19 protein-coding genes are annotated in these 14,643 nt (G+C 70.1%); 7 read left to right on the top strand and 12 right to left on the bottom strand.

What is annotated here, in order from left to right:
* From CLV40_RS40630 to CLV40_RS31275, 5 genes are all read right to left on the bottom strand, one after another.
* A partial coding sequence (locus CLV40_RS40630) for a transposase domain-containing protein (RefSeq protein ID WP_342752298.1) occupies positions 1-172 on the bottom strand: 172 nt, incomplete at its 3' end.
* Positions 173-216: 44 nt separating this feature from the next.
* The gene (locus CLV40_RS31260) at positions 217-759 is read right to left on the bottom strand and encodes a hypothetical protein (RefSeq protein WP_146108313.1); all 543 of its coding nucleotides are present in this window, start codon (positions 757-759) and stop codon (positions 217-219) included.
* Between the two features lie 63 nt (positions 760-822).
* On the bottom strand, positions 823-1,662 hold the full coding sequence (locus CLV40_RS31265; protein ID WP_104482614.1) for a metal ABC transporter permease: 840 nt from the start codon (positions 1,660-1,662) through the stop codon (positions 823-825).
* Complete coding sequence (locus CLV40_RS31270) at positions 1,662-2,504, bottom strand: metal ABC transporter ATP-binding protein (protein WP_104482615.1); 843 nt, start codon at positions 2,502-2,504, stop codon at positions 1,662-1,664. The genes CLV40_RS31265 and CLV40_RS31270 overlap by 1 nt, the downstream gene beginning before the upstream one ends.
* A complete protein-coding gene (locus tag CLV40_RS31275) occupies positions 2,501-3,475 on the bottom strand; it encodes a metal ABC transporter solute-binding protein, Zn/Mn family (protein ID WP_104482701.1) in 975 nt (324 codons plus the stop codon). The genes CLV40_RS31270 and CLV40_RS31275 overlap by 4 nt, the downstream gene beginning before the upstream one ends.
* Positions 3,476-3,701: 226 nt before the next feature.
* On the opposite strand from CLV40_RS31275, the gene CLV40_RS31280 reads away from it, so the two are divergent.
* Entirely contained in the window at positions 3,702-4,802 is a 1,101-nt protein-coding gene (locus CLV40_RS31280) for a LacI family DNA-binding transcriptional regulator (protein WP_104482616.1), read from the top strand.
* Here CLV40_RS31280 and CLV40_RS31285 read toward each other — a convergent pair whose 3' ends face one another.
* A complete protein-coding gene (locus CLV40_RS31285) occupies positions 4,803-5,504 on the bottom strand; it encodes a hypothetical protein (protein ID WP_104482617.1) in 702 nt (233 codons plus the stop codon).
* Between the two features lie 189 nt (positions 5,505-5,693).
* Between CLV40_RS31285 and CLV40_RS31290 the strand changes: the two genes are divergently transcribed.
* The 5 genes from CLV40_RS31290 (at position 5,694) to CLV40_RS31310 (ending at position 10,124) form a co-directional block, all read left to right on the top strand.
* Positions 5,694-6,185 (top strand): beta-class carbonic anhydrase, encoded by a 492-nt coding sequence (locus tag CLV40_RS31290; RefSeq protein ID WP_104482618.1) that lies wholly within the window; start codon positions 5,694-5,696, stop codon positions 6,183-6,185.
* Between the two features lie 106 nt (positions 6,186-6,291).
* Entirely contained in the window at positions 6,292-7,158 is an 867-nt protein-coding gene (locus CLV40_RS31295; RefSeq protein WP_104482619.1) for an HhH-GPD family protein, read from the top strand.
* A 57-nt stretch (positions 7,159-7,215) separates the two neighbouring features.
* Complete coding sequence (locus tag CLV40_RS31300; protein WP_104482620.1) at positions 7,216-8,214, top strand: peptidoglycan recognition protein family protein; 999 nt, start codon at positions 7,216-7,218, stop codon at positions 8,212-8,214.
* Positions 8,215-8,224: 10 nt separating this feature from the next.
* Positions 8,225-8,731: a 2'-5' RNA ligase family protein gene (locus tag CLV40_RS31305; protein ID WP_104482621.1), complete on the top strand. Its 507-nt coding sequence runs from the start codon at positions 8,225-8,227 to the stop codon at positions 8,729-8,731.
* 181 nt (positions 8,732-8,912) lie between these two features.
* Complete coding sequence (locus CLV40_RS31310; RefSeq protein WP_104482622.1) at positions 8,913-10,124, top strand: MFS transporter; 1,212 nt, start codon at positions 8,913-8,915, stop codon at positions 10,122-10,124.
* Between the two features lie 3 nt (positions 10,125-10,127).
* On the opposite strand, the gene CLV40_RS31315 is transcribed toward CLV40_RS31310, so the two are convergent.
* The 3 genes from CLV40_RS31315 to CLV40_RS31325 are packed head-to-tail and all read right to left on the bottom strand — an operon-like array spanning position 10,128 to position 11,445.
* Positions 10,128-10,928: an SIR2 family NAD-dependent protein deacylase gene (locus CLV40_RS31315; RefSeq protein ID WP_245931681.1), complete on the bottom strand. Its 801-nt coding sequence runs from the start codon at positions 10,926-10,928 to the stop codon at positions 10,128-10,130.
* Positions 10,925-11,086, bottom strand: a complete 162-nt coding sequence (locus CLV40_RS31320; RefSeq protein WP_425428249.1) for an antibiotic biosynthesis monooxygenase family protein — start codon at positions 11,084-11,086, stop codon at positions 10,925-10,927. Before CLV40_RS31320 ends, CLV40_RS31315 begins: the two co-directional genes overlap by 4 nt.
* Before the next feature lie 35 nt (positions 11,087-11,121).
* On the bottom strand, positions 11,122-11,445 hold the full coding sequence (locus CLV40_RS31325; RefSeq protein ID WP_104482623.1) for an antibiotic biosynthesis monooxygenase family protein: 324 nt from the start codon (positions 11,443-11,445) through the stop codon (positions 11,122-11,124).
* Between the two features lie 129 nt (positions 11,446-11,574).
* Between CLV40_RS31325 and CLV40_RS31330 the strand changes: the two genes are divergently transcribed.
* Positions 11,575-12,426: a phosphotransferase gene (locus CLV40_RS31330; protein WP_104482624.1), complete on the top strand. Its 852-nt coding sequence runs from the start codon at positions 11,575-11,577 to the stop codon at positions 12,424-12,426.
* 8 nt (positions 12,427-12,434) lie between these two features.
* Here CLV40_RS31330 and CLV40_RS31335 read toward each other — a convergent pair whose 3' ends face one another.
* The 3 genes from CLV40_RS31335 to CLV40_RS37535 form a co-directional block, all read right to left on the bottom strand.
* The gene (locus CLV40_RS31335) at positions 12,435-13,631 is read right to left on the bottom strand and encodes a JmjC domain-containing protein (RefSeq protein WP_104482703.1); all 1,197 of its coding nucleotides are present in this window, start codon (positions 13,629-13,631) and stop codon (positions 12,435-12,437) included.
* Between the two features lie 72 nt (positions 13,632-13,703).
* Positions 13,704-13,853 (bottom strand): hypothetical protein, encoded by a 150-nt coding sequence (locus CLV40_RS38480; protein ID WP_181043853.1) that lies wholly within the window; start codon positions 13,851-13,853, stop codon positions 13,704-13,706.
* A gap of 112 nt (positions 13,854-13,965) precedes the next feature.
* Positions 13,966-14,295, bottom strand: a complete 330-nt coding sequence (locus tag CLV40_RS37535) for a hypothetical protein (RefSeq protein ID WP_146108314.1) — start codon at positions 14,293-14,295, stop codon at positions 13,966-13,968.
* Positions 14,296-14,643 lie beyond the last annotated feature (348 nt).

Consider the following 14,643-nt stretch of genomic DNA (forward strand, 5'->3'; position numbering starts at 1 on the left):
TGAAATAGAAGACCAACCGAGCAGGCAATGCGCGGGTCCGCTGTTCCCGACGCCAATACTGGTCAATGACCCGATCGACCAACTCCACCGGAAACATCCGAGTCAGCACACCAACCGCAGCTCGGTCGGCCAGACCGCCGCCCTCGCGCACACCCAACCCAAGATCCACCACCGCAGGCTACAGCCCCGCCATGACCTAACCGACCGGCATTGGGGCTAGGCAGCCGCGGCCACCCACTCGATCCGCGCCGGAACGGGCACCCGGTGCGACACGGCGAGCGGGGTGAGGTGGCGCAGCGCGACCCCCGGTCTGCCACGGGAGCGGAGGAACCACGAGCCCAGGGTCAGGGTCTGGTTGTCGACTGTGGCGACAACCAAACCGGTGATCGTGAAGCGGCCGTGCGGATATCGCTGAGAAGTCGCCTTCACCAGATCACCGTGCTCAAGTGGAACGCCAGTCGCGACCTCGTCCACTTCCTCGGCCAGCACGACACCCGGCTCCAGCGCCTGGACGGATCTGTCCGGCTTGCAACCGGACTCGATGAACAGCGAGCCGACCATGAACGCGCCGACCGCGGGCGAGCGGATCGCCCAGCCATCAAACAGAAAGGGCCCGTGCCGGGGTGTTCTGAACAGCACCGTGAGCGGGTCGCCCTCGCGCAGTTCGAGCAGGGTCTTCGTCATCCCCAACACATCACGACGAGCGGGGAACGCGGGCAGAGCAACCATGGCCGTCCTCTCAAAGTGGAGTACGGCCATGGTCGGCAGCGGAACCGACAGTTCCGGCGCGAACCAGCCCCAGGGCGCCGGAGCTTCACCCGATCAGGCGCGGACTCGCCCCCGTGAGCGGGAAACCACCCAGCACACCAGGTAGATCAGGAACGAGATCGCCGTGACGAACGCCGACACCGGTGCCCCCGGCGCCAGCGACAGCACGATCCCGCCGACCGCCGACACCTCCGCGAACACCACCGCCAGGACGGTCGCCTTCAGCGGGCTCGCCGTCACCCGGCACGCCGCCGCCGCCGGGGTGACCATCAACGCCAGCACCAGCAGCGACCCCACGGTCCGCACACCCAGCGCCGTCGCCGCGCCCACCATCACCGCGAACACCAGGGCCAACGCCGTGGTCGGGACGCCCCTGGCCCGCGCCACCTCCGGGTCGACGCTGGCGAACAGCAGCGGCCGGTACAGCAGGGCCAGCAGCACCAGGACGACCACCGCGCACCCGGACAGCAGCGCGATGCCCGCGAAGTCCTGCCCCACGATCTGCCCCGTCAGCAACCCGAACTTGTTCGACGCCCGCCCCTTGTAGAGCCACAGCATCAGCACGCCGAGGCCGAGCCCGAACGCGAGCACCACGCCGATCACCGAGTCGTAGTCCGAACTCCGCCGCGACAGCAGCCCCAGCACCAGCGCCGCGACGATCGCCCCGGCCAGCGCGCCCTGGCCGACGTCCCAGCCCAGCAGCAGCGCGGCCGCGCCGCCGGTGAGGGCGAGTTCGCTGGTGCCGTGCACCGAGAACGCCATGTTGCGGCTGACGATCAGCGGCCCGAGCACCCCCGCCAGCAGGCCCAGGATCGCGGCCGCGAGCAGTGCCGTCAGGACGAACGGCAACCCCAGCAGCTTGAGGGTCAGGTCGACGTCGAACAGCTTGTCCATCAGTGGTCCGCCAGGTGGTGGTGCGGATTGTCCTCGCACAGGTCGCTCAGGTGCCCGTGCGCGCCGACCACGTGGATCTGGCCGTGCACGCGGACCACCGCGATGTCCGTGCGGTACAGCGACGACAGGGTCTCCGAGGTCATGACCTCTTCCGGTGTGCCGACGCGGAACCGGCCGTCCACGAGGTACAGGATCCGGTCCACCAGGGGCAGCACCGGGTTGATCTCGTGCGTCACGAACAGCACCGCCGCGCCGGTGGCCCTGCGGCGCTCGTCGATCAACGTGCTGACCGCGCGCTGGTGGGCCAGGTCCAGGGACAGCAGCGGTTCGTCGCACAGCAGCACCCGCGGGTCGCCGACGAGCGCCTGGGCCACCCGCAGCCGCTGCTGCTCGCCGCCGGAGAGGAGTCCCACCGGCCGGTCCGCGTACGCCGTGGCGCCCACCGCCGCCAGCGCGGTGTCCACCCGGCGGCGGCGTTCCCGCATCCCGCCGAGGCCCAGGCCCCAGCGGTGGCCGTCGAAACCGAGCCCGACGAGGTCTCGACCGCGCACGGCCACGGTCGGGTCGAGGGCGCGCTGTTGCGGGATGTACCCGACCGCGCGGTTGCCCCGCCCCGGCGGCGACCCCGCGATCCGGACGGTGCCCGAGGTCAGCTTCTGGAGTCCGAGCAGGACGCGCATCAGGCTCGTCTTGCCGGAACCGTTGGGCCCCAGCACGGCGACGAACTCCCCCGGCGCCACGTCGAGGTCCAGTCCGTCCCACAGCACCCGGTCGCCGTAGGCGAGTCGGGCCGCGGACAGCGCGACGGCGCGCGCGCCGTCCGGGAGGTTCGGGTCGGTCATGCCGCCGCCACGGCCGCCGCGAGGGCGTCGACCTGCTTGGTCATCCAGTCAACGTATCCGGTCACGCCCTGTGGCAGCGTCTCGGTCACACCAACGATCGGGATCCCCGCCGCGGCGGCCTTCTCCTTGAGCCGCATGGTCACCGGGGTCTCGGTCTGGCTGTTGTAGACGACCGCCACGACCTGCTTGCCGTCGACCAGCGCCTCGGTCTCGGCGACCGCGGCGGCCGACGGGTCCGACTCCTCCTCGATGGCCTCGGTGAACTCGTGCGGTGTGGCGTCGGTCAGCCCGGCGGTGCTCAGCAGGTACGCCGCGACCGGTTCGGTGGCCAGCACCTTCGCCCCCGGCTTGGACCGGCCGATCGCCTCCGCGCGGGCGGCCAGGTCCTCGATGGCCTTGTCGAAGGTGGCGGCGTTGACGCGGAAGGACTCCGCGTGCTCCGGCGCGACCGCGCTCAGCTCGCCGGCCAGCTTGTCGGCGACCTTGTGGACGGTGTCCAAGTCGTACCAAACGTGCTCGTTGACCTCGCCGTGCGCGTGGCCGTGCGCGTCGGCGGGCGCCGGTTCCGCGCTCGCGCCGGGGTTCGGGCTCTGCACCAGCTCGTAGGCGACGACCTTGCGGGCGTCGACCCCCTCGGCGAGCCCGGTGATGAAGTCGTCGTAGCCGCCCCCGTTGGACACGACCACCTCGGCGCCCGCGAACGCGGTGGCGTCAGCCGGTTTCGCCTCGTAACCGTGCGGGTCCGCGCCCGGGTCGCTGAGGATCGCGTTGACCACCACCGCGTCGCCGCCGATCGCCTGGGCGACGCTCGCCCACACGTTCGTGGAGGCCACGACCGGGACCTTCCCGCCGGTCGCGGCGGTCCCGCCCGCCTGTGAGTCGCCACACGCCGTGCCGGTGACGAGGGTCAGCGCGGCGAGACCGGCCACGGTGGCGACCGACCGGTGTGGACGGGACGTGCGGGAGATCATCATGCGCTCCTGTGGGTCTTGGGGGGATCCGTTCGGGAGGTGGCGGCGCCATCGCCTGCGTCGCGAGGGGTCGCGAGCCGAGAATGGAAACCGTTGTCGGTTTCAGCTTACGACACGGACGGGGGTCTCTGTAACCCAACCGAGTGAGACTGGCCACCGCACCCGCCCCGGGCGAGCGCGGTCGTCCGGGCTTCTGCAATTGGTTCTGAACCGTTACGGTCAATCCATGGCGCGGTCTACACATGTGCGACGCCCGGCAACCCTCGCGTCGCTGGCAGCGGAACTGGGGGTCTCCCGGACCACGGTCTCCAACGCCTACAACCGGCCTGACCAGCTCTCCCCCGAGCTGCGCAGGCGGGTGCTGGAGACTGCCCGGCGGCTGGGCTACCCCGGCCCCGACCCGGTGGCGCGCTCGCTGCGGACCCGCAAGGCGGGCGCGGTCGGGCTGCTGCTCACCGAGAACCTGTCGTACGCCTTCCGGGACCCGGCCGCGCTCGGTTTCCTCGAGGGGTTGGCCCTGGCCTGCGAGGGCGCGGGCCAGGGGCTGCACCTGGTCCCGGTCAACCCCGAGCGCGAGGACGTCGCCTCCGTGCACCGCGCGGGCGTGGACGGCTTCGTGGTCTATTCCGTGCCTGACGACGACCCGCACCTGGCCGCCGTGCTGTCCCGACCGGTGCCGACCGTGGTGGCCGACCAGCCCCGCGTGGACGGCGTCGACCGGGTCGGCATCGACGACCGGGGTGCGATCACCGCGCTGGCGGGCAGGCTGATCGCCCTGGGCCACCGCCGCGTCGGGGTGATCTGCATGCGCCTCGCCCGCGACCGCAACGACGGGTTCGTCACCGTCGAGCGGGCCGACAGCGCGCACTTCCACGTGCAGCGCGCCCGGCTCGCCGGCCTGGCCGACGCGTTCGGCGGGGTCGGCGTGGACTGGTCGCGGGTGCCGGTGGTGGAGCGCTTCGACCACAGCGTGGCCAGCGGCGCGTCCGCCGCCGCGCAGCTGCTCGACGCCGACCCGCACGTCACCGCCCTCGTCTGCACCTCTGACATCCTCGCGCTCGGCGCGCTCGCCGAGGCCCGGCGCCGCGGCCTGCGGGTGCCGCAGGACCTGACCGTCACCGGGTTCGACGGCATCGCCGACGCCGAGCGGGTCGGGCTGACCACCGTGCGGCAGCCGGTGCTGGAGAAGGGCCGGGCCGCCGGGAAGTTGTTACTCGCCTCGCCCGACCCGACCCGGCCGCGCGAGATCACCCTGGACACGGAGTTCGTGCCCGGCGCGACCGCCGCGCCGCCGCGCACCGCCGAGGAGCGCTGGTTCGGCCCCTGATCACGGCCGGACCGCGAACGCCACCCCTGGACCGCTCAACCCGCCCAGCCGGGGGGTGAGCACGTAGTCGCCCGCCTGCACGGTGCTGCGCTGCGTGGGGCAGCCCGGCGCGGACGTGCGACCCGCCCAGCGCACGTCGAAGACCTGCCGCTGCCCCGGCACCAGGATCGTGGGCTCGCTGCCTTCGGTGCGCACGCAGTCGTTGCTCGACCACAGCCGCGCGCCACCGCCGCTGATCACCAACTCGCGCTGGGCGCGGCCGAGGTCCCGGGTGCACGGCACCGCGCCGGTGTTGACCACGACCAACCGCAGCTGCGGGCGGACCCCCGCGCGGAACTCGACCGGCTCCATCTCGGCGGTCACCGCGACCACCTGGTCCGGGCACGGCAGGTTCGGGTCCGGTGGCGGCGGGGGCGGCGGTGCGGGTGCGGGCGGGGGCGCGCTGGACGTCGGCACCGGGCTGGTCGGCTGCGTGGGCGGCGCGGTGGACGAACTCGACGCCGTCGGGCCGGTCGACGGCGTGGGTGGCGCGCTGGAGTGCACCTGCACCGCGGCATTGCGGCCGGGCAGTCCCTCGTCGTGCCCGAGCAGCCCGGTGATGACCCAGCTCAGCACCACCACGCCGCCCACGACGGCGAGCACCGCGACGATCCGTCGACGCAGGTAGACCCCTCGGGTCAGGGGCTCGTTGGGATCGATCATCCGAGAGACGGTAACCCCGCCGTGGCGCGGAACCGGCCGTAACACGTACCCCGATCGGGCGTTCTCCAACCGTCCGGGAGTACGACGAGTGAGGTTCGTTAAAGGGCTCTTGTCTGGCAACTGGGAAGCGGGGTCCAATGGGCGGCCAGGTATGTCCGATTCCGCCAGCACAACCCGCGGAGGCCCAGGGTGACCGCCATCGATGTACTCCTCCAGCGCCACGAGGACGGCCCCGACCACGGCGCACCGGAGGTCCCAACCCCGCTGCCCAGCCTGCACCTGACCGTGGTGACCTGCATGGACGCCCGGATCAAGGTGTTCGACGTGTTCGGCCTCGTGCACGGCGAGGTGCACATCCTGCGCAACGCGGGCGGCATCGTCACCGACGACGTGATCCGGTCGCTGGCGATCAGCCAGCGCAAGCTCGGCACCCGCGAGGTGATCGTCATGCAGCACACCTCCTGCGGCATGGCCACCTTCACCGACGACGAGTTCCGCGACGACCTGGCCAAGGACACGGGGTTGAAGCCGACCTGGGCCGTGGAGGCGTTCCGCGAGGTGAAGGACAGCGTCAAGCAGTCCTTGGAGCGCGTGCGGCGCAGCCCGTTCATCCCGTACACCGACAACGTGCGCGGCTTCGTCTACGACGTGCAGACCGCAGCGCTGACCGAGGTGCACTGAGACATTTCCGCCCCCTCATCCCCACCCGGCACCGTTCCCGACCTGGCATGCGGGCCACCGTGGCGGGGTCAGCCGCGTTGACGAGAGCCGCCGCTAGACTTCTCCGGTGATCGACTCCCTGCTCGACTGGTACGCCGACCACGCCAGGGACCTGCCGTGGCGGGAACCGGAGACCACCGGGTGGGGAGTCCTGGTCAGCGAGATCATGCTCCAGCAGACCCCGGTCGCCCGGGTCGAGCCGATCTGGCGCGAGTGGATGGACCGATGGCCCGTCCCGTCCGCACTGGCCGCGGAGACCCAGGGTGAGGTCGTGCGGGCCTGGGGGAAGCTCGGCTACCCGCGCCGCGCGCTGCGGTTGCACGCCGCGGCGGCGGCGATCGCCGAGCACCACGGGGACGTGGTGCCGTCGGACATCGACACCCTGCTGGGCCTGCCCGGTATCGGCGCCTACACCGCCCGCGCGGTCGCCGCGTTCGCCTACGGGCAGCGGTGCCCGGTCGTGGACACCAACGTCCGCCGGGTCGTGGCGCGAGCCGTGCACGGCGCGGGGGACGCAGGACCGCCGTCGACAACCCGCGACCTCAACGACACCGAGGCGCTGTTGCCGCAAGACCCGGCCACCGCCGCGACGGCCTCTGCGGCGCTCATGGAGCTGGGCGCGCTGATCTGCACCGCGCGCACCCCGCGCTGCGTGGACTGCCCGGTGTTCGCCGACTGCGCGTGGCAGCACGCCGGGCGGCCCGCCTACGCGGGCCCGGCCAAACCGGTCCAGAAGTTCGCGGGCACCGACCGGCAGGTGCGCGGGCTGCTGCTCGACGTGCTGCGCGGCACCAGCGAACCCGCCCGCAAGTCCACCCTGGACCTGGTGTGGTCGGACGCGGGCCAGCGCGACCGGTGCCTGCACTCGCTGCTGACCGACGGGTTGGTCGAGCAGACGGCGGACGGTCGATTCGCGTTGCCGGGCGAGCACTGATCACCCGATCGTTGATCTGGCGTTGCCGGTCCGGCGACGGGGTGCCTACCGTCGGCCATGACCGTCTCCCGTCGAGCCCTGCTGAGGACCGGACTCGCCGTCACCGCCCTGCCCGCCCTCGGCACACCGGCGGTCGCCGAAGCGGGCGACCCGGTGATCGCCACCTGTGACGAGTGGGGCGCGCGGCAACCGTCGGAGCCCACCACGATGCTCGACCGCAGGCCGTCGTTCATCGTCGTGCACCACACCGCGGGCCCGAACACCGACGACACCTCGCGCGAGCACGCCTTCGAGCTGGCCCGCTCGATCCAGAACTTCCACATGGACGCGCGCGGCTGGATCGACAGCGGGCAGCAGCTGACCAACACGCGCGGCGGGCACGCCGTGGAGGGCCGCAGGCGCAGCGTCGAGGCGCTGATCAACGGGCACCAGCACGTGCTCGGGGCGAACGTGGCCGACCACAACAGCGAGGTCATCGGGATCGAGAACGAGGGCACGTACACCGGTGTGGACGTGCCGGTGGCGCTGTGGGACTCGCTGGTCGGACTCGTGACCCACATCGCGCGGCGGTACGAGATCCCGGCGTCGGAGATCCGGGGGCACCGGGACTTCAACGCCACCGAGTGCCCGGGGACTGTCCTCTACGGACGGTTGCCCGAGCTGCGGGACGCCGTGGGCGCGCAGCTGAGCCAACCCGTCGTCCAACCGGAAGTCCTGCCCCTGCTGGCCCCGGGCGACTCCGGCCCACTCGTGGCGGCAGCTCAGCACCTGCTCCGCGACCGCGGCTACCCGGTCGCCCCCGACGGCGTGTTCGGCGACCGCACGGCCACCGCGGCCCGCGACTTCTCCGCCGCGCTCCCCCACGACCCGTGCTACGCCTGCCGCGCCGCCGACGAGCGGCACCTCATCGGCTCCAGCACCTGGCCCGCCCTGGTTCGCCCGACTGACCCCACCGACGGCAGCGAGGCGGCCAAAGCGGCGCAGCTGCTCTCCCCGGCCCGTTCCACCCCGGGCCGGCTGGAGATCTCCGACTGGCTCCGCCTGCTCAGCCGGTAGCCTCCACCGCATGGCACACGCCGTAGTGGTCCTCTTCGACGACAAGGCCGACACGGCAGTGCGCGGGTTGTGGTCCACCCTCGCCGAAGCAGGCCTGCCACCCGCAGACCGCTTCCCCCCGCACGTCACCTTCGCGGTGGCCTCGGACATCCCGCAGAAGACCCGCGCGGCGCTGAAGTCCGACCTCCGCGTGCTGTCCATCCCCGCGCTGTGGTTGCAGTCCCTCTCCACGTTCTCCACCAGCGAGAACGTGCTCATGCTGGCGGCGGTGACCGACGGCGAGCTGCTGGCCGTGCACTCCGCGGTGCACGACGTCTTGGCGGGGAAGGTCCGCAACCCCAACAGCTATTACGTGCCGGGCTCGTGGGTGCCGCACTGCACGCTGCTCCAGCGGGCCACCGACGCGCAGATCGTCAGCGGCTTCAGCACGCTGTTCCCGGTCCGCCCGATCCAGGCCCGCGCCCGCCAGGTCGCCATCCTCGACACCGCCACCGGCGAGCTGGACCTGCTGGTCTGAAACCCGGTTGATCCTGCCGTCGGGACCTGGGCAGGGTGGGACGGTGGCATCGAGGAGGCGCACCCCGCGAGATCGCGCCGGTCTCTGGACTGAGCGGTTCACTCGGCCCCTCGGGCCGAGGGAACCGGGAGGGAAGAGATCGGCTGAAAGGCGATCTCGCCGCCCCGGCGGAGCCGGGGCCATGGATACCGCGTTCACGGCCAAGGCGACCTACGGCCAAGTCTTTGCGATCACCCAGTTCCGCGCCATCTTCGCGGGTCGGTTGCTGGGCATCGGGTCGGACACGCTGCGGTCCGTCGCGCTCGCGGTGCTGGTGTTCGACCAGACCCGCTCGCCGCTGCTGGCGGCGCTGGCGATCACGATCGGCTTCCTGCCGCAGGCCGCGGGCGGGCTGTTCCTCGCCGCGATGGCCGACCGGTTCGCGCCACGCACCCTGATCGCCGCGGGCTACGCGTTCCAGTGCGCGGTCGGACTGGTGCTCGCGTTCGCGCACCTGCCGGTCGCGGTCAGCCTGCTCCTCGTCGCGGCCGTGGCCTGCCTGACGCCGATCACCTCCGGCGCCGCTGCCCGGGTCTTGGCGGACGTGCTCACCGGCGACGCGTACGTGCTCGGGCGTTCGCTGTCCTACCTGGTCGCGGTCGGGGCGCAGATGGCGGGCATGGCGGCGGGTGGCGCGCTGGTCGCTTGGCTGGGGGTCGAGTGGACGATGTTCGTCACCGCGGTGGCGCACCTGCTCGCCGCGGTGATCTGCTACCGATACCTGGCGCGCACCGAGGCTGTCCGCGCGGACGGGCCCGCCGGGTCGATCGTGCGCAAGACCCTGCGGGGCAACGCCGAACTCGTCGCCGCCCCGGGGGTGGCCAAGCTGATCCTGGCCCAGTGCCTGCCCGCCGCCTACCTCGCTGCGGCGGGGAGCCTGCTCATCCCGTACGCCGCGCGTCGCGCGTTCGACCCGGCGGAGACCAGCGTCCTGCTGGCGACCACCTCGGCGGGCATGCTCGTCGGCGACATCGTGATCGGTCGGGCGTTCCCACCCGCCACCCGGGAACGGCTGGTCCTACCGCTGCTGCTGGTGATGGGCGCGCCGCCGATCGCGATCCTGCTGAACCCACCGCACGCGGTGGTCGTCGCGGCGTACGCGATCACCGGCTTCGGGTCGGCGTACCTGCTCGGCCTCCAGCGGCGCTACCTGGAGGCGGTTCCGGCCGACCTCCAGGGACAGGGCTTCGCGCTGCTCAACACCGCCACCATGACCATCCAGGGCGTCGGACCACTGGTCTTCGGCGGGTTCGCGGAGTTCCTCCCGATCGAGGTGGCAATCGCCCTGACCGGGGTGAGCAGCGTGCTCACCACCTGGTTCCTGCGCGGCGCGATCCGCTCACGCACCGCCTAGGCGCTAGAGCCGCGACTGGAGTTCTTCCAACGCCGCCAGCGCCCCCATCGGCAGGGAGATCCCCCGTCCGTGCCGGACCTCCGCCTCCCGGGGGTTGATCCGGATCAGCCCGCCCGAGGCGGCGCTGGCGAGTTCGGCCTGCCTGCGGACCGTCGGGACCGCCTGGCCCGCACCGATTTCCACGACCACGAGGTTCTTCCCGGCCAGCCCGCGCCGCCAGGTCGTCAGCTCGTCCAGGGCCGCCTGGCTGCGGTCCGGGACCCAGGTCCGGTCGCCGAACATCAGGATGTTGGGCCGGGCCAGCGCGCCGCACCGCGCGCACTCGGGGAGGTCTCCCCTGGCCCGCATGGTCAGCGGGTCGACCTCGACCTCCACGTCCGCCGCCCACACCGCGCTGCCGCACGGGCCCGTGCACTGGAGGTGGTGGATGGAGCCGTGCACCTCGGCGGTGTGCTCGAACCCGGCCTCCTGGAACTGTCCATCCACATTGGACGTGAAGACCCGCGCGCCCCACGACCGCAGCACCGCGAACCCCGCGTGCGGCACCGTGTCCCGGTAGAGCCGCAGCCGGTGGCCGTAGAAACCCCAGGCCAGGTCCGGGTCCTCGGCGAAGTGGACCGGGTCGGCCAGCTCCTCGAACTCGATCCCCAACCTCTCGTACGGCGGGTACGCGCGCCAGAAGCCCTCGGTACCGCGGAAGTCCGGCAGCCCCGAGTCCACCCCCATGCCCGCGCCCGCGCAGACCAGGACCGCGTCGGCCGCGCGGAGCAGCTCGGCCGCGCGGTCCAGGTCCGCCTCCGTCACGCCTTCGGGCCGGTGGACTGGACGATCTCGAACTCGAGCAGGTCGGATCCGGTGCCGACGGGCTTGGCCCGCTCGCCGGAGTGCGCCTCCTTGGCGGAGCCCGTGAGCCACGCTTGGAAGTGCTCCTCGGTCTCCCAGCAGATGTGTCCTGTAGGCAATACCTGCTGACCTGGGAAAACGGTCTGACCTGTGCTCATCCGGAAGCTTCAGAGGTCGGAAGTGTGCTCTGCACCACATCGAACTCAAGCAGTGAGGACCCGGTAGCTACCGGCCTGGATCGCTCCCCGCCGTGCGCTTCTCTGGCGGGACCGTTGGCCCACGCCTGGAAGTCCGCCTCGCTGGCCCATCGTGTGTACACGTAGTAGCGCGTCTCACCAGCCGTCGGGCGTAGCAACTCGAAGCCGAGGAATCCGGGAGCCGACTCCACCGCCCCAAGACGCTGAGCGAAGCGCTGTTCGAGTTCAGGGCCCGCGCCCTCGGGCACTTCGATGGCGTTGATCTTCACCACGGCGGTCATACCGTGAGCGTAACTTGATTGCGCGAAGCGCACGACGACGGTTGCACGGACGTCGTACCCGTTGTGATCCTATGAACGCTGATAGTGCATGATGCAGGGCGGCGCCAGTCGACCTCGAAGGGTACTCCCGTGAGCCTCGCCCAACCGACCGCCTTTGAACCCAATCCCGTGTTTGACGTGCGAGTTAACCCCCATGGGGATGTCCTAGATCGAGTCGAGCGGACGCTCGATGTCGTCCTTGACCGATCGTCGGTCGTACACGGGATCTACGGTGCAACCGAGGGGTTCCGCACGGCCGGAGAGACCTGGGTCCGCATTGAACGCCGTGGGCGCCTTCGGATCAACAGCGCCGTGTGGGTGGGCCTCGAAGCCGCCGCGACGATCTGCGGTGTGAAGAAGCCCGAGTGGTTCCAGGGTGCCACCTGGGTTGATCAAGGTCGGGATGTGGTCTGGCGCGCCGACGAGGTGGAGTTGGTGACGGCGCCAGTGGTCGGCGCTATCGAAGAAGCACGCGCGCTGCCTGACTCTTGGTGGGAAGAGCTACGGGCGTCGTTGACAGCGCTCGGCAAGCACGCCACAGAACGAGTCGGGATGAGCCAGAAGCACCTCACGCGCCGGATTACAGAGGTGTTCGGCGACGTAGACACCCACGTCGACGAATGGGCGACTTCACACACAGATGTCCACTGGGGCAACCTCACGACTGACGGTCACCTACTCGACTGGGAGGACTGGGGCGCAGGTCCGAGGGGACTCGATGCGGCTTGCCTGTGGCAGGCGTCCCTAACGGACAAAGATCTGGCGGAGCGGGTGCGGCGCGAGTTCGCAGGCGACATGAACACCCGATCCGGCAAACTCGCGCAACTGCTCCAGTGTGCCAATGCAGTCCGCGTCGCCGCCAAGCGCGGGGAGTCGACTCCGTTTTCGGAGGCCGCGCAGGCGGCGGCGGACGACCTGCTGGTCGAGCTTCGGCCGATCTGAATTCGGGTCTAGACCAGATCGCGGTATCCGCTTGCCAACTCGTCGGTGAGTTCGCCGCACAGCCCCGCGTCCAAGAACACCTCAGCTAGTTCGCTGATGTCGAGCCCAGTCATGTGGCTGGCGTCAGCGATATTGACGGGGCCACCCGACAGCAGAAGACGCGTCGCTTCCTCGGCGGGCTTGGCGAGTTCGATCTCCTTGCCAGCCGCGCGCACCACGATCCGGTCGCTGTCCACCCCGATGCTCGGTGGGAACTCGGTGACACAGACGACGTCCCGGGCGCTACCGAAGGTGCCGAATGTGCGCACGTGACGATGGGGCGGTCTGCTGGCCAAGCGGCGCCACAGGAACTCACGCGGCTCGAACTTCGCCAGCAACTCAGGGATGGCCGAGTTCAGAGTGGCGGTTTGTTTAGCCTTCTCGGCTCCGGTCCCCCACTTGTCAAGGTCGGTGCGAAAGAGCGGGTCCTCACGCGATTGGTCCGCGAGCCAGGTGAGCCAGTCGACCCCAGTGCGATTGACGAACCCAAACGTGATGTGCAGGCTGTACCCCGCTCCACGGTCGGTTCGCGTGGCCTGATGCCAGTACCCACGGGGGATGTGCATGACGTCGCCCTGCCGCATAGTGCCTGACCAGACGACCTCCTCGCTCGGCGTGCGATTTGCCTCGGCGTCGCGATACATCGGCACCTCACGGGAGGCGCCACGCACCTCCCATGACTTCTCACCGCCGAGTTGCATGATCAGAACGTCATGATCATCCCAGTGGAGATTGAATCCCGCCGCGTCGTTGGTGGTGAGGTACGTGTTCACCTGCACCAGCTCGTGTGCCCACCACTGCAAGGCACGACACGCGACCTCCATCGTCGGATCGAACGCGTCGAACGAGTCCAGCACAACAGTGCAGCCATCCTTGATCAGGCGACCGACACGGTCCATGTGCGCCATCGAGGTGCTCTGCCCGCGGCGCGTCACCGCGTCCATCAGGAAGGCATCAGGGTGCAGCTCTTTCCCTCCCTTGAACAAGCGGAGTTGCGGGACGTCCAGGCTGCGCCGCATCATTGCGTCGAGAAGTTTGGTGGGCGTCAGCAGGCGCGAACACAGCTCCGTGTCCTCAATTGCGCCGCGCGCGAACGCTCGCCCCAGCGGCTGAGGTCCGTTCCAGCCTAGGGCCTGCTCGACAGCCCTCACTAGCCGGTGATCCATGGGCATTCTCCTTCTGATAGGCAGAAGGGCGGGCCAGCACAACGCTGGGCCAGCCCGCCCCCCTGCGGTGAACTACTCCGACTCGGGCATGTTCAGACCGTCACCGCCCGCGTCGCCGTGACCGTCACCGCCCGCGTCCTTGGACGGGTCGCCCTGCGCGGCGTCAAAGCGCCCGTGCACGGCCGGCAGGTCGGCGACGTTGATCACCAAGCTCGGTTGCATATCTCTACACCTCCCTTTTTGCATTGTTGGACAGGTCTGTTGCGAAGGGCGGGAGGCTACCGCGCTCGATTAATTGTGTGAGGTTAGCGCACGACAACGGCACATGAGGTCGTCAAGCAACGCTAATACACTCCACGAAGCGCGAATCAGTTGCTTCTACACTATCGGAGTAGAAGCCCTCAATCGCCGCCACCACTCTTTCGAAGCTATCATTGAGATACCATACCGGCGGACCAGAATTGAAAGGGTCCTGACGATTGAATCGGTTGCGCAGACGAGATGCCACCGCAAGGTTGTCATTGCCGACAAATATGGAGTCAACGAAGCCGTCCCGCGTGACCTTGTAAAATGACAGGCCGCGATACCGGTTGACCACCGGAAACGGATAGACACAAAATCCGATAGCGGTCAGGCGGTCGACCAACTCACTCGCGTGGTTCATCTGTCACTTCCGTGGTTGTCGAGTGCGCGAGCTGCGTCCTTCGCTGTCAGCAGAGGGCTCCAGCGACACCCACCGGGTTCGCGCGGGCGGAGCACCCGCGCGAACCCGGCGTCGGCGGACGAGTAACACCGGGGATCAACTCGTCGCGCCGCCCACACGTGACCGGGGGGCGTCACGGCGGGAAGTTCGGAGCACGGCGCATGGTGTGCGCAAGCCAACTACGTCCTACAACTGTTGGATACCCGGCGACCAGCAGGGTTGGCCGTGCTGGCCGCCGGGGTGACTCGAAGTTGCGTCTTGCCAGACGCCCCTGTCCGGCCGAACAATCAGATCGCCAGGTGCTCGCCA

It is taken from the genome of Actinokineospora auranticolor, assembly GCF_002934265.1.
In the GTDB taxonomy this organism is placed as follows: Bacteria; Actinomycetota; Actinomycetes; order Mycobacteriales; family Pseudonocardiaceae; genus Actinokineospora; species Actinokineospora auranticolor.